General features: G+C 54.7%; 25 protein-coding genes and 2 pseudogenes. 15 read left to right on the top strand and 12 right to left on the bottom strand.

All coding sequences use genetic code 11. From position 1 onward, the window contains the following. Nucleotides 1-119, top strand: a 119-nt coding sequence (locus FS804_RS24145) for a transposase domain-containing protein (RefSeq protein ID WP_144579295.1), incomplete at its 5' end; no start/stop codon positions are given. Here FS804_RS24145 and FS804_RS24140 read toward each other — a convergent pair. Together FS804_RS24140 and FS804_RS24135 are read right to left on the bottom strand one after the other, a co-directional pair. Then, entirely contained in the window at nt 107-1,516 is a 1,410-nt protein-coding gene (locus tag FS804_RS24140) for an MFS transporter (protein ID WP_144579294.1), read from the bottom strand. The genes FS804_RS24145 and FS804_RS24140 overlap by 13 nt on opposite strands. A gap of 303 nt (nt 1,517-1,819) precedes the next feature. After that, nucleotides 1,820-2,653 (bottom strand): enoyl-CoA hydratase/isomerase family protein, encoded by an 834-nt coding sequence (locus FS804_RS24135; RefSeq protein ID WP_144579293.1) that lies wholly within the window; start codon nt 2,651-2,653, stop codon nt 1,820-1,822. A 119-nt stretch (nt 2,654-2,772) separates the two neighbouring features. Here FS804_RS24135 and FS804_RS24130 point away from each other — a divergent pair, with 119 nt between their 5' ends. Next, the gene (locus FS804_RS24130) at nt 2,773-3,132 is read left to right on the top strand and encodes a helix-turn-helix domain-containing protein (protein ID WP_246665953.1); all 360 of its coding nucleotides are present in this window, start codon (nt 2,773-2,775) and stop codon (nt 3,130-3,132) included. A 293-nt stretch (nt 3,133-3,425) separates the two neighbouring features. On the opposite strand, the gene FS804_RS25320 is transcribed toward FS804_RS24130, so the two are convergent. Continuing rightward, on the bottom strand, nt 3,426-3,659 hold the full coding sequence (locus FS804_RS25320; RefSeq protein ID WP_337797006.1) for a nitroreductase family protein: 234 nt from the start codon (nt 3,657-3,659) through the stop codon (nt 3,426-3,428). A 682-nt stretch (nt 3,660-4,341) separates the two neighbouring features. Between FS804_RS25320 and FS804_RS24120 the strand changes: the two genes are divergently transcribed. The 5 genes from FS804_RS24120 (at nt 4,342) to FS804_RS24100 (ending at nt 8,129) form a co-directional block, all read left to right on the top strand. Continuing rightward, complete coding sequence (locus tag FS804_RS24120) at nt 4,342-5,457, top strand: class II histone deacetylase (RefSeq protein ID WP_144579291.1); 1,116 nt, start codon at nt 4,342-4,344, stop codon at nt 5,455-5,457. A gap of 403 nt (nt 5,458-5,860) precedes the next feature. Next, on the top strand, nt 5,861-6,436 hold the full coding sequence (locus FS804_RS24115; RefSeq protein ID WP_045534928.1) for a helix-turn-helix transcriptional regulator: 576 nt from the start codon (nt 5,861-5,863) through the stop codon (nt 6,434-6,436). Nucleotides 6,437-6,451: 15 nt separating this feature from the next. Continuing rightward, a complete protein-coding gene (locus FS804_RS24110) occupies nt 6,452-6,922 on the top strand; it encodes a GNAT family N-acetyltransferase (protein WP_144579290.1) in 471 nt (156 codons plus the stop codon). A gap of 22 nt (nt 6,923-6,944) precedes the next feature. After that, nucleotides 6,945-7,745, top strand: a complete 801-nt coding sequence (locus FS804_RS24105) for a GNAT family N-acetyltransferase (protein WP_045534870.1) — start codon at nt 6,945-6,947, stop codon at nt 7,743-7,745. 90 nt (nt 7,746-7,835) lie between these two features. After that, a complete protein-coding gene (locus tag FS804_RS24100) occupies nt 7,836-8,129 on the top strand; it encodes a hypothetical protein (RefSeq protein ID WP_144579289.1) in 294 nt (97 codons plus the stop codon). A gap of 518 nt (nt 8,130-8,647) precedes the next feature. Here FS804_RS24100 and FS804_RS24095 read toward each other — a convergent pair. Together FS804_RS24095 and FS804_RS24090 are read right to left on the bottom strand one after the other, a co-directional pair. After that, nucleotides 8,648-9,852: pseudogene (locus FS804_RS24095) on the bottom strand (TCR/Tet family MFS transporter). Nucleotides 9,853-9,864: 12 nt separating this feature from the next. Continuing rightward, nucleotides 9,865-10,599, bottom strand: coding sequence for an SDR family NAD(P)-dependent oxidoreductase (locus FS804_RS24090; RefSeq protein WP_210244463.1), 735 nt, complete (start codon nt 10,597-10,599; stop codon nt 9,865-9,867). Nucleotides 10,600-11,244: 645 nt separating this feature from the next. Between FS804_RS24090 and FS804_RS24085 the strand changes: the two genes are divergently transcribed. Next, nucleotides 11,245-11,511 (top strand): DUF982 domain-containing protein, encoded by a 267-nt coding sequence (locus FS804_RS24085; protein ID WP_144579288.1) that lies wholly within the window; start codon nt 11,245-11,247, stop codon nt 11,509-11,511. Nucleotides 11,512-12,321: 810 nt separating this feature from the next. On the opposite strand, the gene FS804_RS24080 is transcribed toward FS804_RS24085, so the two are convergent. After that, the gene (locus FS804_RS24080; protein WP_063947947.1) at nt 12,322-13,131 is read right to left on the bottom strand and encodes an SDR family NAD(P)-dependent oxidoreductase; all 810 of its coding nucleotides are present in this window, start codon (nt 13,129-13,131) and stop codon (nt 12,322-12,324) included. A gap of 47 nt (nt 13,132-13,178) precedes the next feature. Between FS804_RS24080 and FS804_RS24075 the strand changes: the two genes are divergently transcribed. Beyond that, nucleotides 13,179-13,559 carry a helix-turn-helix domain-containing protein gene (locus FS804_RS24075; RefSeq protein WP_144579287.1) on the top strand — a complete coding sequence of 127 codons (381 nt, stop codon included), beginning with the start codon at nt 13,179-13,181 and terminating at the stop codon, nt 13,557-13,559. Between the two features lie 68 nt (nt 13,560-13,627). On the opposite strand, the gene FS804_RS25315 is transcribed toward FS804_RS24075, so the two are convergent. Both FS804_RS25315 and FS804_RS25310 read right to left on the bottom strand, forming a co-directional pair. Then, complete coding sequence (locus FS804_RS25315) at nt 13,628-14,140, bottom strand: zinc-binding dehydrogenase (RefSeq protein WP_246665954.1); 513 nt, start codon at nt 14,138-14,140, stop codon at nt 13,628-13,630. A 147-nt stretch (nt 14,141-14,287) separates the two neighbouring features. Continuing rightward, a pseudogene (locus FS804_RS25310) lies at nt 14,288-14,548 on the bottom strand (alcohol dehydrogenase catalytic domain-containing protein); the annotation flags it as partial. A 188-nt stretch (nt 14,549-14,736) separates the two neighbouring features. Here FS804_RS25310 and FS804_RS24065 point away from each other — a divergent pair. Beyond that, nucleotides 14,737-15,672, top strand: coding sequence for a LysR family transcriptional regulator (locus FS804_RS24065; RefSeq protein WP_144579285.1), 936 nt, complete (start codon nt 14,737-14,739; stop codon nt 15,670-15,672). A 239-nt stretch (nt 15,673-15,911) separates the two neighbouring features. Here FS804_RS24065 and FS804_RS24060 read toward each other — a convergent pair whose 3' ends face one another. Continuing rightward, nucleotides 15,912-16,448, bottom strand: coding sequence for a TetR/AcrR family transcriptional regulator (locus FS804_RS24060; RefSeq protein ID WP_371417906.1), 537 nt, complete (start codon nt 16,446-16,448; stop codon nt 15,912-15,914). A gap of 86 nt (nt 16,449-16,534) precedes the next feature. On the opposite strand from FS804_RS24060, the gene FS804_RS24055 reads away from it, so the two are divergent. Then, a complete protein-coding gene (locus FS804_RS24055) occupies nt 16,535-16,954 on the top strand; it encodes a hypothetical protein (protein ID WP_144579283.1) in 420 nt (139 codons plus the stop codon). A gap of 246 nt (nt 16,955-17,200) precedes the next feature. Here FS804_RS24055 and FS804_RS24050 read toward each other — a convergent pair whose 3' ends face one another. Genes FS804_RS24050 through FS804_RS24040 form a run of 3 tightly spaced genes read right to left on the bottom strand, consistent with a single transcriptional unit; the run spans nt 17,201 to nt 19,505 of the window. Next, a complete protein-coding gene (locus FS804_RS24050; protein WP_144579282.1) occupies nt 17,201-17,908 on the bottom strand; it encodes an SDR family NAD(P)-dependent oxidoreductase in 708 nt (235 codons plus the stop codon). A 14-nt stretch (nt 17,909-17,922) separates the two neighbouring features. Next, nucleotides 17,923-18,675: an SDR family NAD(P)-dependent oxidoreductase gene (locus tag FS804_RS24045; protein WP_045534893.1), complete on the bottom strand. Its 753-nt coding sequence runs from the start codon at nt 18,673-18,675 to the stop codon at nt 17,923-17,925. Beyond that, nucleotides 18,672-19,505 (bottom strand): oxidoreductase, encoded by an 834-nt coding sequence (locus FS804_RS24040; RefSeq protein ID WP_144579281.1) that lies wholly within the window; start codon nt 19,503-19,505, stop codon nt 18,672-18,674. Before FS804_RS24040 ends, FS804_RS24045 begins: the two co-directional genes overlap by 4 nt. Nucleotides 19,506-19,616: 111 nt before the next feature. Here FS804_RS24040 and FS804_RS24035 point away from each other — a divergent pair, with 111 nt between their 5' ends. From FS804_RS24035 to repB, 4 genes are all read left to right on the top strand, one after another. Then, nucleotides 19,617-20,537, top strand: a complete 921-nt coding sequence (locus FS804_RS24035) for a LysR family transcriptional regulator (RefSeq protein WP_052686832.1) — start codon at nt 19,617-19,619, stop codon at nt 20,535-20,537. Nucleotides 20,538-21,134: 597 nt separating this feature from the next. Then, nucleotides 21,135-22,340 (top strand): OpgC domain-containing protein, encoded by a 1,206-nt coding sequence (locus tag FS804_RS24030; RefSeq protein WP_144579280.1) that lies wholly within the window; start codon nt 21,135-21,137, stop codon nt 22,338-22,340. A gap of 951 nt (nt 22,341-23,291) precedes the next feature. Beyond that, nucleotides 23,292-24,515, top strand: a complete 1,224-nt coding sequence (gene repA, locus FS804_RS24020) for a plasmid partitioning protein RepA (protein ID WP_186376979.1) — start codon at nt 23,292-23,294, stop codon at nt 24,513-24,515. Then, nucleotides 24,512-25,537 (top strand): plasmid partitioning protein RepB, encoded by a 1,026-nt coding sequence (gene repB / locus FS804_RS24015; RefSeq protein WP_144579277.1) that lies wholly within the window; start codon nt 24,512-24,514, stop codon nt 25,535-25,537. The genes repA and repB overlap by 4 nt, the downstream gene beginning before the upstream one ends. The last annotated feature ends 108 nt before the right edge of the window (nt 25,538-25,645 follow it).

Genomic DNA, 25,645 nt, shown 5'->3' with positions numbered 1-25,645 from the left:
CTGCAAAAATGAATTCTGTCGATCCCCAGGCCTGGCTGACGCAGACGCTCGAGCGCCTTGCAAACGGCTGGCCTAGCAGCGAAATCCATACCCTTATGCCGTGGAGCTACAAGGCCTGAACGGCCTCAGCTTGCCGCTTACTCTGCACCAACGCATTACCAACGAGTGAACCCATGGATTGCGTTATCGAAAACATGATCACAAAACTCGAAAGTTTTTGTCCACCGTCCGTCAGAACCCGAGTGACACCATAAAGAAGGGCTGGGCCTAAAAAGAAGGTGGTAGAAAATGCTATCAGCCCTTGCGTTAAGTAGAATTGGGGCGCTCGTGTAAGATTGCTTGAATAGGAATCGAGGTAGCTTCCCATCGCCACAAGCAGCAAGGCGACCATTATCATGGCGGGTATGCGGTCGGGTTTGATCAGAGCTGCGGCAAATACTGGCCCCGCGAAGGCACAGATCGCGATGACAAGTGAAAGGTCAAAGAAGTTTTCATTGAGAAGTCCGAACTGACGGAGAAAGCCGATGGCGCCGGTCGCCTGCTCCGACAGTACCATCCTTGTCACAATGAGTACAAAAGCTAGGCGGAGCAGGTCAGCGGCTGTTAACCAACGGATGTCGATAAGTGGAACCTTACGGTTCAGCTCCAATGTCGAAGAGATCGCAAAAAACGGGATAGATGCTGCTAGGCACCATCCTATCCAATGGTGGTCCCACCACCAGAGATAAGGTCCCATACCCATTGCAGCACCAAAGCACGCGACCGCGATACCGTAGAATGCCATTGAGACGAAGTCTCGATACTCAAACACTTTCTCTTTGTGACTGGGCGGGAGCCTAAATGCCAATACGCAAGCAAGGCTTATGGCGGAAAGACCGAACTCCAAGAGGAATAACCCATCCCACTTATTCAACACCAGTTCATCCAGAGGGAGAAGCCGGGCTAGTGGGATACCTAGCTGAGGAATGCTCACGCCTAGAACCATTGCACGTGTTCTGTGTTCAAGCGGGAACGCCTGAAGCATGTAGAATATGCATAGCGTCGTGAGCGCTGTGGCTGCAATACCGCTGGCGGCGCGGACGATGATGACGCTTGCAAGCTCCCGTACAAAAAGGTGCGCGCCGATTATAGCCAGCTGGATTAACAAAAACGTAATCGCGAAGGAGCGCGCCCCGTACTGTTGCCGGTACTTGAAAAGCAGTCCCCCTCCAAGACAATTCATAATAAGGTAGACCGTGGGGAGCCACGCAATTTCATAGGTTTCGAGACCGAGTGAACCTCGCAGATAGGGAAGGTTTGCCGACAGGAGTGCGTTAGAAAATCCACACGTCAAACCGACGATCAGCGAGGTTGCTCCATATATAATTCTCCGCCGTAAAGGATGATGGGCGAAGCCGGGAGCGCCCGGGACGTTTGCGCGCAGTTCGGGCGCAAACTGCCACTCATCTTCTCGCAACAGGTCAGCTAAGTGTGGTACAGGTGCTGGTCTATCTTCGGCCGGGCCCATTCGTTCCATGTTAGACTCTCGCCTCAAACTCCTCACGGATATGCAGGCGTGCCGCCCGCAGTGTGTTATCGTGACTTCGAATTAAACGTGGAGTTGGCAGTTACTCAACATCTCGAATGGCGCAAAAACGTCCGCTCTCTGTAGCGCTCCCGTACACCACAATCGTTTAACGGCAGGCCTGCACCAACGGAATCCGCCCGGGACGCTGATTGAATATCCACCTCATGTTGAAACCAAAAAGTTTCTCTATGAAGGCAGCGGTGCTGCGTCCCGGATGGCAGTTCATTTGAAATGGTGGTCTTCAGGTCTAATTCAGATGTCCAGCGAGCGAAGGAGACCTTCAAGGTCCTGTTCACCGGATCTTGTCTGTGCGCCAGCCTCCAGACCTCCTCTGATCAGCTTTTCAGCAGCCGGCAGTTGGAAAAGATCTATCCAGGCATGATGCTCTCGCACGAAACCCTCCCGAAGGTTCTGCGGAGGGACCGCTTTTTTCGCCGCCGCGATAACGCCTTCGGGCAGGTTTGCAATGTTGCGTGCCAAACGATCGACGAAATCATCCAGTTCGTCGTCGGGAAGAGCGCGATTGATCCACCCATAGCGTTCGGCGGTGACGGCATCGATGAGGTCGGCCCCCAACAGAATTTCGAGTGCACGTCCCCGCGTCATGCGGCTCGAGAGATACTGTGTAGCGCCGCCGCCCGGTGTAATACCCATCAAAGCTTCACACTGCGCGAGACCCGCAGACCGTTTTGCGGCGAAGGCCATGTCTGCAGCCGCAACGAATTCCGCCCCGCCGCCTCTAGCCAGTCCCGCGAGTTTGACGATGGTCACTTGTGGCTGCTCGCGCAGCAGTTCGCCAAAGGCCTGAAATGGATTGAGCGCTTCCGGGGTCTCTCGCGCGAGCTCGTCAAACGCGTTAGGTTCATCAATCAGGGTCATATCGACATGTGCGATAAAAAACTCTGGGTCAGCACTTTGAAAAACGATGACCCGCGTGTCTCGATCACTGCGAAGCGAAATCAGCACTTGGCGTATCTCGCTCATCAAGGTGACGTCGAGGACGTTGACTGGGGCATTGTCAATCGTGATTGTCGCCAATCCCTGCGACCTTTCGAAGCGTATGGTTTTATAATCGTTACCTGCCATGAGGTGCTTTCTTCCTTGAGTTGATTTTCGGTTATGAAGAAGTATATGGTATGCAATGGATACCTGGCGTCAATTACGCACTTAAAACATCCCAGGGATGCTGAAGGATACCAATGGAAATGTACGACCCAATCTATAGTGCAGATTGCCCTAGCCGTGTGATCCTCGACCAGATCGCCGACAAATGGTCCATGATGGTACTATCAGTCTTGCATCAACCGCGCCGTTTCAACGAAATCAAGCGTCGCTTGAGTGGTGTAACCCAGCGCGTTCTTACGCAGACACTGCGCAAACTTGAACGAAATGGGATGGTGTCGCGCAGAGTACTGACTGGCCCCACTTTGGGTGTCGAGTACGCCTTGACGCCGCTCGGTCAGTCCTTACAGGGGCCGTTTTCTGTTCTGTTCGACTGGACGGTCCAAAATATCGAAGTGATTCACGAATGCCAAAACAGTTACGACTCGCGTAACAGAGAATAGTTCTTGCGGGAGCATCGATACGCGTACTCCATCTTCGTCGGTAACGAAATCTCACTCGACCGGACGCGTGGAAGAAAGGTCGCCGCTATTGAAAAGGGCGTATGGAAACGGGGTTGATGATCGACGCGTGCGTTGGCGGTCTTGAACAAGGCCATTGCTGCATAGCCCTGGCCTTTTTTCTTTCTGATCAATAGAAGATTGAGAATTCCGAAGGGGCGATACGTTGCGTTACAAGTTTGTTGACGGTTGCACTCCAGTCAGCAAAGCCGAGGGCCATGCCGCAAATGACTATCTCAGTATCGGCTAGCCCAAGGCAACTGCGGATAGTTTTGTGGTAGGCTGCGAAGGCTTGCCGGGGGGCAAGTTTCAAGACCCTTTGCCCGTGCTGCAAGCATTATGTTTTGCAGAAACATTCCATAATCAAGCCAGCTGCCAATAAGCAAATCCCCGTCGATGGTTAAAGTAAGTCCCACCGGTGCGCCGAGGAACTTGAGATTCCTGTTCGGACATGCCCTTTCTTGTTTGATCGATAAATTCCAAGCAGGCCGGGGAGGTCCTATCCCAAGTGCTGCAGCGACGGGAATGCATGTGCGACGGTTAACTCAAATGTTGCTACCAGTTTTCACTGGCCGCAGCTCACATTGCATCGAATACCGCGTGCTCCTCCAACCATCCCTGATCGCTGAAAATCTCATGATTTTCTCCATGCGCCCGTCTTCTCTAAGCAATACGAGGACGAAAGACCCGATTGCGGTGAGCATAAAAGCGCTACGTAAGAGCGACTATTTTTCGCCGTCAGCCCGGTTGAGTGTGCCCATGCTGCAGGCCAAAGTGTCACGACCGGAGTGGCGCATTACAGTGCCAGTATGGAGGCGGGATTGGCCAAAAGATGGGACTATGCAAGTCGGAAAAAAACGAGTCCGGTTTCCAGTGAGCATTTTCAATCTCGTTTGACCGACAAAAATATTCACTCGCCTGGTCTACGCGTGGCCGAGAAGCTTGATCTTACGTTCTGCCTTATCCACTACTCGATAACAACGCCAATAAAACCACGCCTTTTGGCGCTCTCAGACTGCAAATCAGAGCCGATCCGACAAGGCTTTTGGTTTGAATAAGGCCCTGAGAAGGTTACCCCAAAACCTGACCATATCGTTTCGCTCCTTGATGGAGCCGGCAAGCAGATTTCCTTAGACGAGCAAAGGTTTTCGAATGTCTACAGCCTTCTTCACGCACGAAAGCACATTCTGGCATTCCACGGGTGTCCAATCACTGTTCTTTCCAGTCGGCGGATGGGTAGAACCGCCATCAGGCACATATGGTGCTGATACGCCGGAGTCAAAGCGGCGTATACTCAATCTCATTGCTGCCTCCGGACTGGCAGACAAACTTTCTTTTCCGCAAAGTGAACCTGCTTCACGCGCACAGCTTCTCACTGTCCACACAGCTTCCTATCTCGATGAGTTCAAAAGAGTAAGTGATGCTGGAGGAGGAGACCTTGGTTCGCTGGCTCCGTTCTCAAGCGGTGGTTACGAGATCGCGACCAGATCCGCTGGCCTTGCTATCGCAGCCATCGAAAGCGTCCTCGACGGTACGTTCAAAAATGCTTTTGCACTTTGCCGGCCTTCGGGTCACCATTGTACAGCCGACACTCCTATGGCCTTCTGCCTGCTGGCAAACACAGCGGTTGCAGTCGAGACCGCACGTCTTCAAAGGAGAGGACTAAGAGTGGCGATCATCGACTGGGACGTGCATTTTGCAAATGGGACGCAGGAACTGTTTTATGAGGATGGAAATGTTCTTACTATCTCCATCCATCAGGAAGGCTGCAGGCCGCCGGGCCAACAAGGTGGAGAAATCGACGAGCGTGGTCGCGGTGAGGGGTACGGCGCCAATCTGAATATTCCTTTGCCTCCAGGCAGCGGACATGATGCCTATCTTTACGCCTTCTCAAAACTCGTTGTGCCCAAAGTTGAGGCCTTTGCGCCTGATCTCATCGTCGTATCGAGCGGCCTTGATGCCAATGCTGTCGATCCCCTTTCACGAATGTTGCTACACAGCGATTCATTTCGTTCCTTAACGGCATTGACGAAACAACTGGCAGAAAAGCTATGTGACGGGAAACTCGTTGTTGTGCATGAGGGCGGTTATGCCGAAGCCTACGTTCCGTTTTGCGGGCTTGCTATCGTCGAGGCGCTCTCCGGTCACCAATCAGCGGCAGTCGATCCCGCACTTGCGATTTTCAAAACATGGCAGCCGAGACATCGGTTCAACAGATTTGTGCAATCCATCATCGAGGAATACGCGCTCGCGATACCCTTACCATAGCACCGCCTAGACTGAGGCTTCCGCCTGACTGGCCCATCGGGGGAAGCCTAGTCTCTCGAAGGAGGCACCTGCATGAACACCTTCCAGAATGCCCCTTCTAGGTTGGCGGTGCTGGAGCGAAAATGTCTCTTCTATCACGAAATAAAGTCTCGAAGGCCCTGTGCCGTGTAGTCGGGGATACCAGACGGCCGTCGGTAAGTGCTTGTATGAGTGAGATTTTTTCCGCTGGAGTTCCGCAACCGACAAACGTCATGATGATATATTCTATCCGATTTCCACCATAACGGCGGGTGGTCCCCGAGGATCGCGGCGTAGAAACGATAAACCCCGTATTGACGCTGTCACTAATATTGACGAACGTATGGAAATAGAGACGCGCTTAGGCCGGTGAGAGAGGCCCTTCATGCAAGAAGAAAGAGTAGATGACGAGCAACACACCGGAGGTGAGATCGCACGCCAATTGCGAAAGGAGAGAGAAGCGAGAAACTGGTCGCTTTCGGCGCTCTCATCTCATTCGGGTGTAAGCAAGGGCACGATCAGCAAGATCGAGCGGGGTGAAGCCAGCCCCACGGCAGTGGTTCTGTCACGACTGGCTGCCGCCTTCGGGTTCACCTTAGCCGGGTTCCTGTTGAAGGCAGAGGATTCAGGTGACCCAGTATCGCGCCGCGCGAACCAACCAGAATGGAAAGACCCGGAGACAGGGTACAGACGCCGTCAAATTTTCATAAAGGCAGACCATCCGATTGACCTCACAGCCATCGAGTTCCCTCCCAACCAAAAGATCATCTTTCCGGCCGCTGCTTTTGGGGCTCGTAGGCATCTGATTTGGGTGCAGATTGGCGAAATCGTCATCCAGATCGGCGCGAACTCTCATCGTCTGAAAGCAGGCGACAGCATAGGCATCAACGTTCTCACCGACGTGTCCTTTGAGAACGACAGGGATGCGCCCTGTTTTTACCTCGTGGCGACAGCCAAGTAGAACTGAGGATTTTCAATGGCATTTGAAATAATTGAAGCTTGCGGCGCCGCACAGGTGCAGCAGGTGCGAGCCCTTCTGCGCGATTATGTAGCGCAAGACCTGGTCGATCTGAGTTCACAAAACATTGACGCGGAGATAGCCGGCCTCCCCGGCCGATACGCTGCCCCTAGCGGGACCCTACTGCTTGCAACTGATCGAGACGGGACGCCAGCAGGTTGTGTGGCTATTCACAAGTTCGGCGACATCGGTGACGCGGAGATGAAACGTCTTTTCGTGGCACCGACCTACCGGGGCTTGGGCCTAGGAAAAAGACTCGTCACAGAAGCGATCGACAGAGCCGCAAAGATGGGTTTCACAAGGGTCGTGCTCGACACCATGCCTGATATGAAGTCCGCAATCGCGACTTATGAAGGCCTGGGCTTTCGGAGGATCCGCCCATACTGGGAGAACGTCCTTCCTGTCATTTATTTCGGAAAAATGTTGTGAAATGAAAAAGTGAGAGAGTCTGATGTTCCCGATCGATTCAGATACCTGCGAATCAATAAGCCAGCTCGCGGCGATGTGGGCCAAGCTGGTGGCAGACGTCGGCGGCACGGTTGCCGAGGAGCCGGGGCTTGCTATCCGCTGGGCGGATTCGCCATTTGTTTTCTACAACGCGCTCGTTGCGACCGAGCCGCTGAAAGACGAAGAGCAGACCAGGAATTTGTTGGCACGATCCGCCGAGTTCATGCAGTCTTGTACACAGCCGGGATGCCTATGGCTGTTTGACGATCTGATTTCTCCGGATGTCAGGAACGATCTTCCAAGGCTCGCCCAAGAGGAGGGATTGGAAAGCACCTTTCAATGTTGGGGAATGTCAGGCGAAATATTTGATAGAAGAGAGCCCCACCATCCATTGTTGCGCTTCGAGCGTGTCGCGAGCGAAAAGCATCTCGAAGAGTATGCTCGTCTTAACGCTCGCGCCTATGGTTTGCCGGAGGAGCGCGCGGTTGTCGCCTTCCGTGCCTCGCGGCTATGGCTCGATGAGATCTTCGCCTATGTCGCCTATGAAGGGTTGGACCCGGTAGCCTGCGCTGGTGCGTGCGTAGTCGATGGCCGATTGTTTCTTATATTGGTTGCAACCGAGTCCACACATCGCCGCCGAGGATTCGGTGAAGCCGTCACTCTCAAGGCACTCACAGAAGCAAGTCGCGCCACCGGGATCAAACGGGTCTGCCTTCAAGCTACGACTGACGGCAGACCCGTTTATGAAAAACTGGGACTGCGCGTAAACGGGTCGCTCCAACTCTTGTCGCCCATAACGCTTTAAATCGACCCAGGATACCTCGCTAGTCGCCTGCTGGTCGGCCGTCCATTAACGAGGAACTGACGATCGAGTTTCCTTGAGGAAAATGGACTTTTGGGCGTGGAAAAGACCTGCGAGAGCGAACGCTCGCAGGTCTTAAACATGTTCTGGCTGCAGCCGGTCGCCAATTTGTTTAACTCGACGCCCGTTGGCCACAAACACGCGCAATTTTTGACTTCGAGGCTGGCAAGCTCGAACGATCAAGATCCGGGCAATTTCTCGCTTCTGCTTTTGCAGCTTGATTTTCTTACAAGGTTCTCGCAAGCGACGGCCCGATCGCTGCCGGCGCGATCGTTGAAGCAAGTTCAGGCGATCATGGACCAGCGAGCAAACGACAATGCGGCGTAAAACAGGGCGGGTTCGTCAAAGCCAGCCTCGCGAAAAACATCTTTTTCTGCGTCTGGGTGAGCAGACGTATTTGCTATCTCATCAGGCGGACAGATGTCCCAGCGCGCTGGATCGGTCCGCGCATCCGCTGCAAATGTCGCAGATCCTGCAAGCCACAGTCCTGCCTGTATATTGACGTCTAGATGATGGGCCGCAACACTCTTGGTGCCAGCTTAATCCCCCTTCAACTAAGCAAGGTCGCTCGAGAATGTGCAATGTCGACAGTGGCTGGCACACTGGACAAGATATACGGGAATCGAATCTTTCTCGCGATTTCGATCAGCTGATCGAATGGCAGGTAGATAATTGCTGACGTAAGACTGCCAAAACAGATCAGTTGTCACTGTTGGATTCGACCGGCAGCCGAATGACTGCGCTGAATTGAATTGAGGCAGGGTGAACGGCCTGCAGGCGGCACATTGCAAGTCGAGTCTCAACGACGTCTAGTGCGAGGCGGCAGTGCTATCGTGAAAGAGCCCCTATGGATTTGGCGTCTGCGTCGGCCTAGGCGAGCTGGCGTTGATTTGCAATTTGAACACGAGAAGGACCGCGACTCCTTCGAGGGCGAGCGCTGATAGCCAGATTGCTCCTGGCCACTGGTCGCGCACGAGGAAGTAGATGCTGGAAAATCCAAGGGGGCCGATGATCGAGGCTATGCTCATGGCTGAAGCGAGCGTTCCCTGGAATTGTCCCTGAAGTTTGTCGTCCACGAGGCGTGTTGCGAGGGACTGCAACGCCGGAGTGCCAATTCCGGAGAGCGCTACGACAGGCATCATCGCGTACACCATCCAGTCACTGGCAATAAAGGCCATGACCAGAAGCCCAAGAGATGCTGCGGCGATCCCGGTAAGGACCGCTCGGCGCTCTCCAAGCAATTTCACGGCTGGAGCAGACAAAAAGGCCTGCGCCAGTGACTGGCACACTCCGAACATTGCAAGTGATAGCCCGATGGATAGGCCATTCCATCCAAAAACGTCCTTCCCCCATAGCGCCCAACATGTTCCATACACTTCACCGGCAGCGCTCAGTACAAAAAAAGTCCGACAACCTGAGCAAGTGACCTGGTAGAAAGAAGCCACCGCAAAGGCGCCAATGAGAGGGGAGAGACAAACGTAATCTTCTCGCAGTCGGGCATTCGGGACTCTGGGAGGATAAAAAACGCTATCAGCAGGTTGCAGCCGTTCAATACGCCCGCAGCGGCGAACGGAAGCCTTAGCCAATAGTCCCCGAGGATGCCACCCAGCACCGGCCCAAGTATAAACCCGATCCCGAACATGGCGTTTAAGAGGCCGAACTGCTTGCTGCGGGTCTCTTTGGACGAGACATCCGTTATGTAGGCAGTTGCTACCGAGACGTTTGCGCTCGTTATCCCCGCAATCGCTCGACCGATGATCAGTATCGTCAGGGATGTTGCACAGACCATCAAAACGTAGTTCATCGCGGCACCGGCGAGCGATAACAAGAGAACGGGGCGGCGACCGATGCGATCGCTCAGCGCTCCGAGGAATGGAGCAAAGATAAATTGCAGGAGCGCGTAGATTGCCATGAGGACGCCTATACACGGCACTACATTGGGCGCCTGCGTCACATCCTCAATCAATCGCGGAAGGACGGGAAAGATTAGGCCGATCCCTATGGCGTCGAGGCAAATTGTTGCGAAGATAACCGACAGCGGCTTGTTCATGACGGTTCCAGCCTATCGAGGGGCGGCCGAAAAAATGCACCCGGACGGTCCAGCGGCGTCGAGCGTCGCCGCCCAAACAACATCCTTTGCGGCCTCCTCAGGTGACCGGTCGAACGCGTTATCGCCACGTTCGGGATGGGTTGCGACAGACCCGGGATCTATCGCATTCACTTTAACAGCGGTGTTAGCCAAAGCCTGTGCGAGTACAACTGTCAGGTTATTGAGCGTGTGTTTAGCAAGGGAGTAAGCTGGTGAAAAGATCGGGCCTGGCCTCGGTTTGCCGATCTGCTGTGCCGCAGAACTCGTCACGTTAACGATGCGCGCAGCTCGAGCCCGTTGCAACAACGGGAGAAGCGCCTGGGTCAGATGCCAGCATCCGAACACATTCACTTCAAACAGGGCGCGGAGCACCTTGATGTCGACGTCGAGCGGACAGGCAGTTTGGAAGTCAGGCATGTGGCTTGCGTTGTTTATCAGTACATCAACATGACTGAATGCATTGCCGACCGTCGCCGCCACGTCTGCAATACTCGAGCTGTCAGCAAGATCTAGCCGGATCGCACTTGCTCTAAAACCCTGATGACACAATCCGAAAGCGAGTTCTTCTGATTGTTCCAGGTTTCTCGCGGCCAGGATCACATGGTAATTTCGCCTTGCAAGCTGTTGCGCAACCGCAAAGCCGATTCCAAGTCGCCGACTTGCACCTGTGACAAGCGCAACGGGCAGCATTTTTTGTGGTTTTCTCATAATCTCGCTCCTAGTCGTCGTTCGACCGGAGCGTTTCTCATCATCGAGCACCACACGGACGAACTTTCGGACGCCACGTTTGCGTCCGACGTTCGTCGTGGGGATCTTTGTGCACGTGGCCAAAGATCAGAGCTTTCATTACGAAAGGCCTTGGGCTTACCAAACCAAGACTGCCTTTTCCGACAGGTGCCGCTTTATCACGGTTGGGATTAATCGGCAAGTCGCCTGGAACCTTAGAATACCCGTTTTGGATCAACGGACCTTGGCGCCACCGGGCCCCAGTCTATATATCCGTTCAGGAGAATTGGAGAAGATTTTGACGATCATACGCAAATGCGGCCCGGCATTTGCAAGAATGGCGGGCTCGCATGTGACGATCCACCCTGGGGACAGACAAGGTCTGGTCGTGCCCTCTGCGCTTCATTGTCTCACGAAGAAGCATGGAAAGCATAAGATGAGCAATCCTAAGTCGCAAGACATACCGGGCGTCGTTCGAAGCCTCCTTTAAAACACCAGACACCGCTTTTGCTACGCATGACCCGAATGAGCGATTTCTAATCCTCAAGGATTATCGTCAAATCATGAAATCCTGATATTGCTGAGGACAGCGTTTGAAGCGGACTTCACTTCGCGCGTGGTGATGGCATGAAGAGATTTAACATCAAGCCAGTGACAATCAAGAATGGGGATTTCATTAAGCTTGAAACCGTGAAAGACCTAGCGAGCTACCTTTTTAAAAAATGGCCTGGACCTGAGAATAACAGGGCCTATTTGACCGCTGTTATGGTTTGCTCTGCTGTGCTGGAAAACGGCCTCAGTGAGCGGCGGGACGATGCGCGCGCCGCTTTTGTCGCTGCCGCCCATGAAGCACGTTTGGTCGTCTTGCCGGATGACGGCGATCCTCAATTGTGAGTGCCAGTTTTGTCAAAACATCGAAAATGAATGCCTTGATCCTCTCACAGGTGAAACGTGTCAGAAACTGCTCACGTAAATCAAGCAAAAGTCACATAGTGCGTTCTTTTTTTGGAAACGGCGTCTTGTCCTAACCAATGGAAAAGAGCGTTTGAAGACCGCCTGCCCCTGCCTGTTGTAAGTGAGCTGGACTAAAACGGTTCATTGCGAAAACGAGGCGACAACGAGCGGATCCACCCTTGCCACGAGAAGGCCCGGCCTTCGTCGCCGGCTCTGAAGCGCATAACACGGGGAGCTGGCCGTCTGCGCGGGCAGCTATGGGCGAGGTCGCCTCCACCTATTAACGGGTAGCCCGATTGGCGTCGGTCCGCCGCAGGATGTTGGTGATCGCGGCACAATTGCGCGGGCTGAAATCGGCTGCGGATATTGCAGGAAATGAACGCCGACTTAACTGTCGGGAATGCAGCCGTTTCTGCAAAGGCGTCAGCAATCCTGAACAGGTTCCGACCGGCATCGAGATGGCGATTGCACAGCGTTGCCGTCGCCTTAGTCCGCGGCGACGTCACCCTCTCCGACCTTACAATTACAGGGGAGCACGCGACGAATTGATCGCCTTCGCCGACAAAGTGGAAGCTTCCATCGTCCAGCTACATTGAAGAGCTGCCGTGGCAAAGAGCGGTGTGGTGTAAAATGCTACAGCATCTGTCGACGAACAGAGGTGACACGGTGAAAACTCGATGACAAGCAAACGACTACGACTGCTACGCTGCGGGCGGCCCAGGGACACGCTCGGACGACGCGACACTGGTTTTACAGTCCTGGCCATAGCCCGCCATCGAGCCTCAGGTTTGAGCCGGTGATGTAGCCGGCACGCGGACTGACAAGAAAAGCCACTGCGTCTGCGATTTCCTCGAGGGTGCCAACCCGCCCTACAGGTACCTCTGCGAACTTAGAAAGCACGCCTTGCTCAACCTCCGGCCAAGATGCTTCGTGCGCAATTCCTTGCCCGACAGCGACTTTGCGGAAGGCTGCCTCAAGGCTGGCGCTGTGGATCGTGCCTGGGGAAACGGTGTTTGCAGTGATCCCGTCTTTAGCGACAGCTTTCGCCAGCGATGCTGTCATCGCAAGCATGGCTGCCTTTGCTGCCGCGTAGTCGGGTCGTCCGGCTGGAGGCATCATGCCTGCAAGGCTGGAAATATTGACCACACGGCCCCACCTCGAGACGCGCATGGCCGGCAGCACTCGCGATGTGACCCTCACAGCCGCGACGACGTTGCGGTCATACCCGTCTGTCCAGGTGCGAGACCGCGTCGTCACCCAGTCCTCTTGCTCGCCCGAGCCCCCGGCATTGTTAACGAGGATATCGACCGGCCTGACAAATGCCTGCGCTTTTTCGACCAGGCGCTGCACGTCGTCTTCACAGGTCAAGTCGCCGGTGACGACATACGAACGCCCGCCTTCACGAGAGATAGAGTCCGCGACTTCCTCTGCTTTTGCCTTGTCGCGACCGTGGACGATGATGATTGCACCTTCGCGCGCTAACCCGCGGGCTATTCCCTCCCCAATCCCCTTGCTGCTGCCTGTGACCAGTGCGATCTTTCCGTCCAGTTTCAAATCCATCGTAATCACTCCAACATTCAATTCAGAAACGACAAAAGAGGAAGTCGATGAACGACGCAATTACGCACTTTAAAGTGCCCATGAACGAAGGTTCTGCCTGTCTAGGGCCAGACGGCTCTGTCGCCCATGTCGGTCACGTTCTGGGGATGCTGAGCGGTAGGTGGAAGTTACCGATCCTTTTCCACCTGTTTGCCAGCCCCTCGATGCGCAGTTCTCAGCTCCTGCGCGAAATGTCCAGCATCTCGCAGAAAGTACTCACGCAGCACCTACGGGATCTTGAAGCAGACGGTCTCGTTGAGCGGAGAGACTTCCATGAGCAGCCGCCACATGTCGAGTACCGCCTTACTCGTGCGGGTCATGAGCTCATGCCCGTCCTGCTGGCGGTAAGGGAGTATTCGCGAAGTCATCCGACAGCAGGCCAGGGTTAAACTCTGCCCTCAAGCCGTTGCTAGGCTACAATGGTGATTGCGACATTGTTCGGCGTATTCCCGATCCACTACGGTGTCATGATTATCCGGCCAAGTGGTTTCGCTTTCTCAGCAAAGTCGTGCGCATCCCGCGCCTGCGAAAGCGGGAACGTCTTTTCGATAATGACCTGGATATCCCCCTTTCCGAGAGCGATCAAAAGGTCATCGATTGAAGACCGGACATCGTGCCGATCGAGAAGCGGTCCCATGAATACACCGAGTAAAGTCTGGTTGGACTGCATCGCGGGCCAGAGATCCAATGAGAGGTTGTCGCCCCCCGCATTGCCGACGAAGACGAGACGGCCCCCTTGGGCCAAGGTCGCAAGCGATATGGACAACGTTGCACCGACAGGGTCAATCACCAGATCAACGCCCCTCCCTTTCGTGATTTGCTGTACCGCAGCGGCCACGTCACCGGAGGACCGATCAATGACGTGGTCCACACCAAGCGACGAAATTTTTTTTAGCCGTCGTTCGCCACTGGAGATGGCGATCACCCTCGCTCCGGCTTGAGCAGCAAGTTGCACTGCAGCAACACCCACGCCTCCGGACGCTCCCTGGATTAGAACCGTTTCCCCGGATCGGAGGCCGCCTCTAGCAAAAAGGCAGTGGTAGGCGGTACCGAATGCGATGGGGACGATTGCAGCAGAAGCTGCATCCACGCTTGATGGTACGATCCACGTTTGGTTTGCCGGAACCGCCCAAAGTTCCGCGTGTGACCCCTGCATGTTAAAGGCCGTGACCTCGTCCCCGACTTTGCGGTTATGGACATTGGCACCGACCTCCACGACCCGTCCAGCTGCGGCATATCCGACAACCCACGCGGAGCCAGCAGGAGGAACCGAGCGCCGATTTATCAAGTCACCGCCTTCAATTGAAATTGCAGCCGTTGCAATCAGAACATCATCGGGACCAGTCCTCGGGTCGGGGACCTCCCGGTATTCTAACACGTCAGGAGGCCCCGCCTTATCGTAAACAGCTGCCTTCACAGTCTATCTCCCTAAACCAGCCTCATATCGTTTCACTATGAAGCCGGCTCAGCCCTGCTTCACCATCAGAGGTTGGATAGAGGATAGACGTCTAACCAGATATCGATAAACTGCCATCTTTCGTAAAAGCCTAGAGATGAGATCGATAAATGGACCGGATGATCCTCCGTGATTTAGCGGTTTTTGAAGTGGTTGCACGCTGTCGGAGCTTTACGCGTGCTGCTTCCGAACTGGGAATTAAACAATCAACGCTGAGCTACACAATCAATCAGCTCGAACAAAAACTCGGGTTTCCTTTACTAGCAAGAACCACTCGGAGCGTCGCGCCGACTGATTCCGGGCGACGGTTGCTGGATATTCTTGGGCCATCGATGCGAGATCTGGATGACGAATTGCGGGCCTTGCAAGAGGAGGCAGCCGCGGTCACGGGCGTTATACGACTAACAATGATCCCGGTTGCATTCGAGAGTGTCGTTCGGCCCGTGCTTGCTGCTTTCTGTCAACGCTACCCTCATGTGGTTATAGAAATATCCACGAACGAGGGTTTTGACGATGTGGTGGCGGGAGGGTTCGATGGTGGAATACGGTTTGGCACACTCGTCGACAAGGACATGGTAGCGCTTCCCATAACTGCGACAACTCCTGTCGTGATCGCGGGGGCGGCATCCTACTTCAATGAAAATCCGGCGCCGGCCAGGCCGGATGATCTGATCAACCATCGCACCATATCTTACCGGTATGTCACCTCCTCGCGTCTTTTTCACTGGCCGCTGGCAATGGGACATCGGAAATTTGATTATAAAATTTCGCCTTCGCTGATCTTTGACGACGGCGCGGCGATCCGGGCGGCCGTCATAGACGGACTGGGAGTTGGGTTCATGCTTCGCTCACAGGTGGCGAGCGACCTTGAAGCGGGCAAACTGGTCGCAGTCCTGAGCGAATGGGTCGCAGACCTGCCCGGCTTCAGCCTATATTATCCGAGCCGACGAAGAACTTCACCCGCTTTCCGTGCGTTTATCGACCACATGAAGGAGGCCGGCAGACACAGAATAAGGGCGGGGTTCCATCAAAACTCCGGAAGCTAACATGAGCCCTCTGCATCGCCAATTCCAACACGGCCGTCATTAGGAAAAGGCATTGGCTATCTATAGCGGGGTCCGTCTGCCTTGCCGCGGCCGGGCGGAGAAGATGTTCCATTATGGAGGTCATCCAATCAAGAACAAGCCAAGGTCGTAGCGTCGCCGCCGACGAAGATCTTTGCCAAATAAAGCTCATCTTCGTGTGAGAGTACGACGGGCTGTATAGCATCAGCACCTTCTTTATCTCAGAGTGACGCGCCGTAGACGGTGACATGAACTTCGATCAGATGTTTCATATGCTCAACGTCGTTGGCCCCATAGCGAAGCCCCCGCAAGCCATATGTCAACGTTGCCGCGAATTCAGCTCGGGAGACAGGGAGCGTCCAGTTCGCGACACTGTCTTCCAGCATTCGGACCAGAAAAAGTTGAAATCGCGCATAAACGTCTCGAACTGCCGGAAACCGGAAGTCAAAAAGATCGGCGGCATCAGGATGGGTTGAAGCGAGCTCGATGCCGTGCAGTCCCCATACCGTACAGGCATGTAGCAATTTATCTTGGACTCGCTCGATTTGCTCAACAGCGCGCTCGATCTTGGTCAGGGACCGTGCATCCATCATTTCAATAACCCGCGCGAAGATCGTCTCTTTATCGGGAAACAAAAGATAAAGCGCCGGACGGGATATACCCGCGGCGCGCGCAATGTCACCCATCGTTGTTCGCGCAAAGCCGTATCGCACAAAAACGTCCTCAGCTGCGAGGACGACCTTTTCGTTTCGGTTCAATAATCTCTCCATGAATGAATCTTGACATAATAACAAAAACTGTCAATGTCTGACACTCAAACATATTTTGTCAGGAGGTTATAAGTATGGACCATCATCCGCTTTCAATGGAGATCCTTTCGGAGGCAGCTGAACGGCTTGGGAACGAACCAGTTGTGATGATCAACTTGCTTCGCTTTCGTGAAAAACCTCTGTATGAAGTAGGGTTTGATGACGGTGCCAAGCTAACGTCTAGATCAGCCTATTACGAAGGATATGCTCAAGCTTTCCAACAGATTGCGGAAAAACTCGGCGTTACCTCTGAGCGTGTCTACATAGGCTCGCAGGCCATGACGTTGGTTTCCAATGAAGATGAGCAATGGGACGATATCGTTATCGTACGCTATCGCAGCTTCGCGGACCTGCGTTCAATAATCGAACATCGGGACTACAAATTGAAGGCGGAACCTCACCGCCAAGCAGCAGTCAAGCGCTGGCGTTTCATTGCAAGCAGATCAATTCCGTAACCCTGGACCCCGAGGCCGAAACGAGCTGCGCTTATCCAAGAACGACAGCTGTTCCCGGCCACGGGACCCCCCCGATCTATTCGCGACCGGCAAGGGTCACGCGACTCAACGAGATCCTGTGTTAGCCCTATTTCAGGGTAAATACCTTTTCCGCAGCGTGGTGCATCTACCGCGTCGTCGTAGCCGTGCACCGGCTTCCCGTGCATCGTGAGCCAGAGTTCGCTTCACCAGAACGGGTAGAGTGGCTCACCAATCAAGACGTTTATCCTGGTAATCAAGATAGAGATTTTCGCCCGATGCTATATGCTTTTCTACGACATCGGCAACGCCGCAAACGCTGAGCTCAAGCCCGATCTCAGCCTTTACTTTGCCTCCCAAGGTACCCATCACGGTACTTACCCAGCCAGGATGGATGGACAGAACCGTTAGTCCTCTTTTCTTGTGCTCCGCGTAGATGCCGCGCGCCAGCATGTTGGAAGCCACCTTGCTTGCCCGATAAAGTTCAAGCCCACCCTCGACGTTTATGGCGATACTGCCACGATGAGACGACATGAACGCGAGGGTGCCGCCCGGCATGGCGAGGTAGTTAAGAAGATGGCGGGCGAGCCTCATCGGCCCGAATGTGTTTGTCAGCATGATCTCGGCAAATTCCTGATCTGTCGCCTCCAGAACACTCTGATGCTCGGCACCCCAGATTCCAGCGTTCATGAAAACGACATCGAAACGGCGATCCCCGAGAGATGCGAGAAACGGCTCAATCTGAGCAGCATCCGTCACATCTATGGTTCCAATCGCCATGCGATCAGGATCGGTCGCACCCACCTTTCTTAGTTCATCAACTTTCGCACCCGGCCGGGATGTGCCGACCACGTCCCAGCCGCGCTTGAAGAATTGCTGTGCGAGACCAAGCCCTAAGCCGCGTTCAGCAGCTACGATCAAGATCGATTTGTTCATTTTGTTTCCCTTTCTCAAAGAGCGGTGTAACCGCCATCGGCCATCACTAAGGCGCCCGTCATGAAGGACGATGCAGGCGAGGCCAAAAATGCAATCACCTCAGCTATATCGATTGGCTGCGCTACCCTGCCGATTGGGTGAGCATCGCCATAAGCTGCGAGAGTGCTCCTGCTGTTATCGACAATTCCCTCGAGAATATCCGTTTCAACCACGCCGGGTGCCACAGCATTGGCCCGAATGCCACGATCGCCGTATTCAACCGCGACAACCTTCGTCAGTTGGGCGATAGCACCCTTGGATGCGGCATAGACTGATGTATCCTTCATGCCGACGGCAGACACGATGGATGCGACATTAACGATGGCTCCGCCACCTCTGCCTATCATCGTCTTCACTGCCTCTCGCGAATGCAGGAAGTTGCCGCGCGCATTGATCGCCATGATGGCATCCCAATCGGCCGTGCTCATGTCGATCAGAGGCTTGTTCATCGTGCGCCCGGCGTTGTTCACGAGGATGTCGATGCTACCGAAGCGTTGGAGTGCAAGTCCGCTCGTACCGATCGCTGTAGCCTCCTCAGATACGTCGCCACAGAATGTGGCGACATCCTCCCCACCGAGTTCATGCACGGCTGGATTGAGATCGCTTGCAACCAGACGTGCGCCCCTTGATCGCAGCAGGTTCACTGTTTCAAGACCTATCCCGCGCGCAGCGCCAGTAACGATGGCGACCCTGCCGGAAAGATCCCATCCCTGGGGTATCGACATCATCTCCCCTCCTCCGGATAATCGGTACTGCGCGTGATCGCCTCCCAACCATCGATTTCATCCACAACCTGATCGAGCTTCGCACGCATACGACGCAAGGCATCGCTGCCCAGAAGAAGGTGCAAGGGAGGATTTTCAGACCGCACCATGGTTATGATCGCAGCCGCCGCGCGCTCGGGATCGCCCAGTTGGCGTCCAGCCGCCGCGTCAAAGGCCGCGCTGCTCTTTCCGATTGTTTCGCCGTAGGCTGAGTGCGCCTCATCGCTCTTTCGGATCGAATGATTCGAGAGAAAATCCGTCCTGAATGCGCCAGGTGCAACCGCTGTCACCTTTATGCCAAGGGGAGCCACCTCCAACGATAGCGCGGCAGACAGGCCTTCCAGGGCTGCTTTCGCAGACGAATAGAGTGCCGATCCAGTCGAGGGTGCTCTACCTGCAATAGAGGTGACGTTGACAATGTGTCCAGAGCCCTGTTCACGCAAATACGGCAAGGCGGCCCGGATGAGACGGAACGGGGCGAAAACATCGACAGCAAAGAGGCGCTCAACTTCCGCATCGGTCGCGCTTTCGAGGGCGCCAAGGAGACCGTATCCCGCGTTGTTGACGATGACATCAATCTTACCGACGAGATTAAATGCATCTCTCACGACAGCTTCAATAGAGGCGCCATCTACGAGGTCGACGTTTAGAATGTGTAGAGATCCCGCATCGTGATCGAACGAAACTATGCCGGACCGAACCGTTCCCACGACAGTGTCGCCCTGCGCCAGTGCTGCCTTTGCTAGCGCCTTACCCAGTCCGCGCGAGATACCCGTGATAAACCAAGTCGTCATCTTTTGCTCCTTTGAGTGACCAGGTCAAAGATGGCGCGTCGACACAGACTTTATAATGCTATAAAAAGTTACAGGAGCTTTTAGCTCAGCTAATATAAGACGAGGAACTTTGTGTGCAATCTGCTGAATAGCCAGGACTACAATCAGCTTCGCGCCTTCATCGTTGTAGCAGAACAGTTGAGCTTCAGCCGTGCAGCCGACAAGCTTGGAGTTTCAGCATCTGCGCTCAGCCAGATGGTGCGTAACCTCGAAGATCAACTCGGCATTAGGCTGCTTCATCGCACAACCCGCAATGTGTCGCTTACTGAAATCGGAGAAAGCCTGTTTCAGCGCGTGCGGATCGCAGCGCTAGACATGGGCGGCGCGGTATCACAGGTCAAGCAAGCGAGGGAAAAACCCACTGGAGCTGTCAGGGTGCATACATTCCGATCTGCGGCGCGCAAGTACATTGATCCAATCCTGGAAGAATTTACAAGTCAGTACCCTGATATTGTTCTCGACATAACGCTCGACGACGAGGTCGTCGACATGGTCGCCGCTCGCTACGACGTCGCGCTCAGGATCGGTGAGGTGATCGAGAAGGATATGGTTGCGGTCCGCCTAGGACCTGAGCTTCGGCAGATTGCCGTCGCAACGCCTGACTATCTGGAGCGCCATGGACGGCCCATACATCCGCGAGACCTTGTTGATCATCGCTGTATCAGATGGCGTTGGCCGGGTCGGGCGACACCCTACGCCTGGGAGTTCTTCGAAAACGATGCCTGGTTCAGCGTTACCGTCGACGGCCCGTTGATCTTCAGCGACAAAGAGAGCGCGCTCAGCGCTACGCTCAAAGGGATTGGCATTGGTTTTCCGATTGAAGACACCATCATAGAACATCTCGACACGGGTCGTTTGGTCCCACTTCTGGAGGCTTGGTCGGCGCCCTTCCCCGGCCTCTTTATCTGCTACCCGAGGCAGCGCCAGATGGCTCCTGCCCTGCGCGTTTTTATCAATGCTTTGAGAGCGGGCCCTTCAATTACAACTGCATAATCGACGTAACGTAGTCATCTTTCTCCCCTGCACCGGGATAGGAGCTTTTCTCGAGACGTGCGTGAAATCGATCTTCAGGCGTTCCTGTTGAGTGTGACGACACTGCGAGCAGTTGCTTCCATATCATCGCTATCGGGCGACTTTGGTTGGACGTTCGCACGCAGGCTTGCGTCGCCCGACTAGCCACCGCGGGAAATTTGTAGCGAGAGGCAATAGGCTGAACCAAACGCTGCGTTGCCTGCAAAATCCTGGCCATCATTAGGCGACGGGACCTCCTCATCCGCCCCTCTCCTTATTCAACGGGGCGTTCTGACGCGGCGTCGCGCCATCTGAAACAAAATGTACCCACGGCATCGCGCTTTCAGTTATCGGTCCCACTTTCGGCATCTATCGCAATAGGACCGACTGTTGGGGCTCATCGTCAGGTGCTCCCCAGGTAAGACTGGCTGATCGTTCGCATGCGATGCCGTTAAGTTCGACGAGTTGCGCATTTGCTCCGGCGCGTGGCTTTCGGCCCACATTTGAGGTTGCGGCGTCCTCAGGAGGACATGTAACGTTATTGCGGCGCAATGTCTCAAACCCGACGTAGGAGCACTCATGGCGGGAAAGGTAGTGATCGCGAGAATTGTCGGGATAGATCTCACCCGATCGGTCGCAATTTTTTTTGCAATGCTCAGCCACGTCTGGGTCATCACAGCGATGGATCGCTTTTGGAGCGGCCCATCTGCAGACTTGTTGCGTGCATCGATGGCCTTGGCGACGCCCACTTTCGTTTTGCTTTTCGGCACGATGCTTGAAATCGTCTATCGGCCGAAATTTATATTGGGGGAACGACGGCTTGTCACGATGCGACTTTTTTCGCGTGCGATACAGTGCTGGTTGCTATACTGCCTGTCGGTCGTCGTGCTGTATGTGCTATCAGATGATTATTCGCTGAAATTCTCCCTGGCCACAATGATGCTTCTGGGAGTTACACCGTTCACCGACATCCTGAAATTCTACGCTGTCGTCCTTTTCCTCGCCCCGATCCTTTTGCAGTTGCGCGAAAGAATCGGTCTTCTTCCTCTCCTCTTTGGCGCGCTGGTTGTCCACGCTGCCCACCCCATCCTTCGAGGTTTGCCGAGCCCTGCCGACTTTCAGATGAGCCTGTATGCAGAGAGAGTTGTGACTTTTTTATTCGGTGTTGGCGACGCCCAGCTAGGCGGTCCGTCGATCCTTCATGGGCTAAGCTTGGTCATTGCGGGGATGGTGTTTGGAAGGCTCATCGCGGGAGACCGCGCAGCTGGCTCGTTAATGAAGGGCAGCGTTGAAAAAAGAGCCCTGTTTTTACTTGCCGGCTCGGCTCTAGCCCTGACAGTGGGTGCTTTTTCAGGCCGTGAGACATTGTTGGCAGAACTAGGCGATATGTCGCTGCGAATGGACAGCGACCCACTCTACTTTGCTGCTGGCCTTTGCGGCGCGGTTGCGCTTACCTGTCTTGCGGTGATCGTCACTCAGGGATTGTCTGATGACCGGAAGAAAAAAATGGAAATGTTTGTGTTTTTCGGAAGGACCAGTTTGTTCACATTCGCGTTCGGAAACATAATCCTTTACGCTTGGGTGGGTTCGGCCGAATCTCGCACATCGGCCGTTCTTCAAGCATTGTCGATAAGCGCAATCATTATCGTTTTGAGTTATCTGTTTGATCGGGAAATGCGACACGGGGGGCGACTGGCTGCCCTTGTCGGAAATCTTCAGGCGAAGATCACTTCCTTCGTAAAGATACTAATGTCGTTGGGCGGCCCTAAACTGAGGCAGACTTGATCCTGTCGTACAAGGTGCCGTCTCCTGCTAGTCGTTCAGCTTTTGTGAGAAAAAGAACGATGAAATTCTTCTTAGTCCGAATTGCTATGCTAAGAGCGACGCTTCAATAATCCAATGAACTTCGCTAAACCGCGTTGACCCCAAGCTGCAGTTGATACGATGGCCATTTCCCGAAACCCAGCCCTTCGTGGTGACTGTTTCTCCCTTATTTCGGGAATGCGCCAGGGACAGCGTCTATGTCGTAGTGACTGGCCCACGTGTCCCTCCGATTTGCCCTGCGAACAACGCTGAACTGAGGGGGCGGATGCTCCCTTCCGTATGATGCCTGCGTAGCGCCATCGTGGCGCTCACGGAGACAAAGCAGATGACACAGGCGGATATCCCTGCGATCGTCCTCGCGAAGCGGAGGCTCCAAGTCTGTAGAGCGGATCGCGGCGGGGCGGTTCTATTTAATCGGGTTCTCTTGCGAGCTCGACGATTTTGGCGTTTTTTGAACCAGCAGTTGCCATGCGTTGTCGCGCTGGGTTTATGCCACCAGCCATCTCCGGGGCCGTGTTGCAAAAGGGTGTCGCCATAATGTGCGTCTAGTTCCGCCGATCTCTGTGAAACCTTTCGTCAAACGACAAAGGAACAACGCGGCCGATGCAGCCGCGAATCGCGCAGACTGTCCAACGACCGAACATGCATTGTTCTCGCCGATGATGACGGGAGAGAAGCGCTTCGACATCATTTATGTGTCGATAAATGACTCCTGAACCAACAAAGATCAAAGCCGGCCTAATGGCTTGAGGGATTGTAAACATTGTAGGATATCTGGATTCTTGTTCCGTTTTTGGTCCGGGGCGCCTTTGGGTTTGTGACCCGTTGGTCTCTGGACGTAAGGCGAGAATCGTGCTGTATCTTTGGCGGGCTTTGGGCGGCAAACCGAACTTTAGCCGCCAAGGGGGCGACATGGCGATAGCGACTAAGATTGAAACGGCAATTGCACAGAAAGAAGATGCAGGTGGCAAGATTGCCCGTCACGCAAGCCTTTTGTCCCAGCAATTGCAGGAATTGCGCACGCGCATGTACCCGCCCAAGTCAGAAAAAAGCCTGCGTTCTTTCCTGACCAACGAAGTTTCGAAGCTCACTTCCATACCTGATTCCACCCTGAAACTCTTGTCGAGTGAAGGGCGTGGCCCGATTCCCGGACGTCTGGAAAACAACCATCGCGTCTACACCCTGGCCCAGATCAACGAATTGCGGGAGCTTTTCGCAAGCCAGAAACCTGCCGATGCATTGAGATTCTTGCCCCGGCGCCGCGAGGGTGAACACCTTCAGGTGGTGGCTATCGCCAACTTCAAGGGTGGCAGTGCCAAGACCACGACCTGCGTCCACCTTGCACATTATCTCGCCTTGCAGGGCTATCGTGTCCTCGCATTGGACCTCGATCCGCAGGCGTCACTGTCTGCTCTCTTCGGCGCCCAGCCTGAATTTGACGTAGGCGCCAATGAGACCATCTATGCGGCGTTGCGCTATGACGATGTAGAGCGTCGGCCGATCCGCGACATCATTCGCAAGACTTACTTCGACGGCATCGACCTGATACCGGGTAACCTCGAGGTAATGGAGTATGAGCACGAGACGCCTAGGGTTCTGGCGCAGAAATCCGGCTCAGGGGCAATTTTCTTCGAGCGCTTGAAACTGGCATTGGCCGAGGTCGATCAGGACTACGACGTCGTCATTCTCGATACCCCTCCTTCCCTGGGGTTCCTCACACTCAGCGCAATCTACGCCGCCACCAGCATGATCATCACCGTCCATCCGGCAATGCTTGACGTGGCTTCCATGAGCCAGTTCCTGTTGATGATGGGAGACCTGATCAGCGTGCTGAACGAAAGCGGCGCACAACTCGATCAGGATTTCATTCGCTATCTGGTTACCCGGCACGATCCGAACGACGCGCCGCAGTCGCAGGTAGTCGCGATGATGCGTCATCTTTTTGGCACGGATGTCCTCCTGCCAACCTTGATCGAGAGCACGGCTGTAGAAGCAGCGGGGCTTGCGAAGCGCTCCATCTATGAACTCGAAATGGGCCAAATCGGTCGTGACACGCATAAACGTGCTCGCGAGGCGGTTGACGCCGTGAACGAAGCGATCGTGAAACTCATCAACACAAGTTGGGGGCGTACATGACGAGCAAGTCGCGCAAATCGATTGTGGCAAACTTCGGTTTGCTTTCTGCCGAGTTGGAAAACCGGCTCTCGACCGAGAACCCGGCCCCCGCTCCGCAGCCCGTGCCAACTGCGCGAGTGGGCGCAGGCGTAATCGGTGCGGCGCATCGGGCGATTGACGACATCAAATCTGAACGCGACCGCCTGAAGGCGCTGGTCGAAGCCGGTGGAGGCACGATCCGCGAACTCGATCCCTTAAGTATCGACCCCTCGCCCTTTCCTGATCGTCTGCCTGACGATGATGCGGCCGATTTCGAGGCTTTCAGGAACTCGATACGGTCCGAAGGTCAGAAGGTTCCCATACAGGTCCGTAAATCACCTTCGTCTCCTGACCGCTATCAGGTGATCTACGGCCACCGCCGGCTCCAGGCAGCCAGAGACCTTGGAATTCCGGTCAAGGCGATCGAGGTCGAGATTTCCGACATCGAACTTGTTATCGCACAGGGTATTGAAAATGCTGGTCGCCAAGATCTAACCTGGATCGAGCGCGCCCTCTTCGCCCGGCGCATGGATGATGCTGGTGTAAAGCCTCGGGATATCAAGGCGGCCCTGTCTATCGATGACCCCGAACTCGCTCGCATGCGATCCGTTTATCGTGTCGTTCCGACCGAAATCATCGAAGCAATCGGGCGGGCCGGCAAGGTCGGTCGTCCAAGATGGGCCGACTTTGCAAAGACCTATTCTGAACGGCCGGATCTCCACGATGCATTGAGCAAGGTTCTATCCGGCAGTGCCGAAAAGCGTCTGGGATCGGATCAGAAGTTTCTTGCAGCATTCAATGCTCTCAAACCTAAGGCCGCCCCGAAGGACACTGGCAAGGCCATTGCTGGACCCGCAGGCGAGCAACTGGGGCGGCTTGTGCGCACGGCCAACGAGGTTCGTATTTCAGCGCACACAGCGTCCGCGAAGGAATTCCTGAGCTTTATTGAATCGGAATTGCCGACGCTGGCTGAGCGCTTCAGTCGTGCGAAGTCCAAGAACTGATCGAAGCCGCAAGTGGATTTCGACACGAATTACGGAAGGAAAGCGCGCAAAAGAAAAAGGCCCCCGAAACGTTGCCGTCATGGAAGCCCTTCTCGTTGTGTGAGAGCT

The organism is Agrobacterium sp. DE0009 (assembly GCF_007680755.1).
Taxonomy (GTDB): Bacteria; Pseudomonadota; Alphaproteobacteria; order Rhizobiales; family Rhizobiaceae; genus Agrobacterium; species Agrobacterium tumefaciens_B.
This window is presented reverse-complemented; position numbering and strand designations above follow the sequence as displayed.

Coding starts and splice junctions, on each gene's coding strand:
- FS804_RS24075 (WP_144579287.1), top strand. CDS start 13,179: ATGAACGACGCAATTACGCACTTTAAAGTGCCCATGAACGAAGGTTCT.
- FS804_RS24045 (WP_045534893.1), bottom strand. CDS start 18,675: ATGATGTCGATACCCCAGGGATGGGATCTTTCCGGCAGGGTCGCCATC.
- FS804_RS24090 (WP_210244463.1), bottom strand. CDS start 10,599: ATGAGAAAACCACAAAAAATGCTGCCCGTTGCGCTTGTCACAGGTGCA.
- FS804_RS24055 (WP_144579283.1), top strand. CDS start 16,535: ATGGACCATCATCCGCTTTCAATGGAGATCCTTTCGGAGGCAGCTGAA.
- FS804_RS24040 (WP_144579281.1), bottom strand. CDS start 19,505: ATGACGACTTGGTTTATCACGGGTATCTCGCGCGGACTGGGTAAGGCG.
- repA (WP_186376979.1), top strand. CDS start 23,292: ATGGCGATAGCGACTAAGATTGAAACGGCAATTGCACAGAAAGAAGAT.
- FS804_RS24140 (WP_144579294.1), bottom strand. CDS start 1,516: ATGGAACGAATGGGCCCGGCCGAAGATAGACCAGCACCTGTACCACAC.
- FS804_RS24135 (WP_144579293.1), bottom strand. CDS start 2,653: ATGGCAGGTAACGATTATAAAACCATACGCTTCGAAAGGTCGCAGGGA.
- FS804_RS24105 (WP_045534870.1), top strand. CDS start 6,945: ATGTTCCCGATCGATTCAGATACCTGCGAATCAATAAGCCAGCTCGCG.
- FS804_RS24080 (WP_063947947.1), bottom strand. CDS start 13,131: ATGGATTTGAAACTGGACGGAAAGATCGCACTGGTCACAGGCAGCAGC.
- FS804_RS24030 (WP_144579280.1), top strand. CDS start 21,135: ATGGCGGGAAAGGTAGTGATCGCGAGAATTGTCGGGATAGATCTCACC.
- FS804_RS24050 (WP_144579282.1), bottom strand. CDS start 17,908: ATGAACAAATCGATCTTGATCGTAGCTGCTGAACGCGGCTTAGGGCTT.
- FS804_RS24120 (WP_144579291.1), top strand. CDS start 4,342: ATGTCTACAGCCTTCTTCACGCACGAAAGCACATTCTGGCATTCCACG.
- FS804_RS24085 (WP_144579288.1), top strand. CDS start 11,245: ATGAAGAGATTTAACATCAAGCCAGTGACAATCAAGAATGGGGATTTC.
- FS804_RS24130 (WP_246665953.1), top strand. CDS start 2,773: ATGTACGACCCAATCTATAGTGCAGATTGCCCTAGCCGTGTGATCCTC.
- FS804_RS24065 (WP_144579285.1), top strand. CDS start 14,737: ATGGACCGGATGATCCTCCGTGATTTAGCGGTTTTTGAAGTGGTTGCA.
- FS804_RS24115 (WP_045534928.1), top strand. CDS start 5,861: ATGCAAGAAGAAAGAGTAGATGACGAGCAACACACCGGAGGTGAGATC.
- FS804_RS24110 (WP_144579290.1), top strand. CDS start 6,452: ATGGCATTTGAAATAATTGAAGCTTGCGGCGCCGCACAGGTGCAGCAG.
- repB (WP_144579277.1), top strand. CDS start 24,512: ATGACGAGCAAGTCGCGCAAATCGATTGTGGCAAACTTCGGTTTGCTT.